This is a genomic window from Actinomadura sp. CNU-125 (assembly GCF_001942465.1).
Lineage (GTDB): Bacteria > Actinomycetota > Actinomycetes > Streptosporangiales > Streptosporangiaceae > Spirillospora.
The window spans coordinates 1-1,001 of record NZ_MKJY01000559.1; the positions used below are offsets into that span (position 1 = coordinate 1).

Genomic DNA, 1,001 nt, shown 5'->3' on the forward strand with positions numbered 1-1,001 from the left:
TGGGGCGTGCGGGCGGTGCCGATCCGGGCCGACATGTCCGACTGGGACCAGGTGCACCGCGCGGTGGCGGAGAGCCGCGAGGCGCTCGGCGGGCTGGACATCATGGTGAACAACCCGGTGATGGTGCACGCCGGGCCGTTCGAGCAGTTCAGTAAGGAGCAGATCGACCACACGGTGCTGGGCAGCCTCACCATGATGATGTACGGCGCGCACGCAGCGCTGGAGCATCTGCTGCCGCAGGGCTCGGGGAAGGTCATCAATATCGGGGCGGTCGGGGGCCGCATCCAGCAGCGCGGCCTGGTGGTCTACAACTCGTGCAAGGCGGGCGTGGTCGGGTTCACGCGCAACCTCGCCCACGAGATGGCGCGCGCGGGGTCAACGTGCTGGGCGTGGCGCCGGGCATCATGATCAAGCCGGATCTGCAGCGGCGCATCCTCGATCCGCGCAGCGACCAGGACCGCGCCGCACTGAGCGCGGTCGCCGAGTCGATCACCACCCAGGTCCAGCTCGGGCGGGTCTGCCTGCCCGAGGAGGTCGCCAACATGGTCGCCTACCTGGCGTCCGAGGCCGCCGACTACATGTGCGGCCAGACCATCGACGTGGCCGGCGGCCAGTGGATGAACTGATACCCGTCCAAGGGCATCGGGTCGGATCCGGAGTGGAGGCCGAGTGGCGACCATCGATGAAATGACGGCGGCCGCCGTCGAGCAGACCGGCCTGGACGATTTCGGCGACGACTCCTACCGGGAAGGGCTTGCCGTTCTCCTGGCCTCGCTGCGGGACGAGGCGCGGCTGAACGCACGCGGAGAGGAATTCTTTCGCGACCGCATCGTCCGGTATCTGGCGCAGCGGCTGCAGGTCGAGGACTGGTACCGGCGCCACCCGGAGATCGACGACGTGCCGATCGTCGCGCCGCTGATCGGGCTCGGGCTGCCCCGCACCGGTTCGACCGCGCTGTCGCTGCTGCTGGCGCAGGACCCGGACGTCCGGTACCTGCGGCG

2 protein-coding genes and 1 pseudogene are annotated in these 1,001 nt (G+C 69.6%); all 3 read left to right on the forward strand.

Features of this window, described 5'->3' with window-relative positions; translation table 11 throughout:
- Positions 1-408: SDR family NAD(P)-dependent oxidoreductase (locus BJF79_RS40960; RefSeq protein ID WP_262403336.1), on the forward strand; the 408-nt coding region annotated here is incomplete at its 5' end.
- Positions 390-626: an SDR family oxidoreductase gene (locus BJF79_RS64075; protein ID WP_262403337.1), complete on the forward strand. Its 237-nt coding sequence runs from the start codon at positions 390-392 to the stop codon at positions 624-626. The genes BJF79_RS40960 and BJF79_RS64075, both read left to right, overlap by 19 nt.
- Positions 627-669: 43 nt before the next feature.
- Positions 670-1,001 (forward strand): annotated as a pseudogene (locus BJF79_RS40965) (sulfotransferase); the annotation flags it as partial.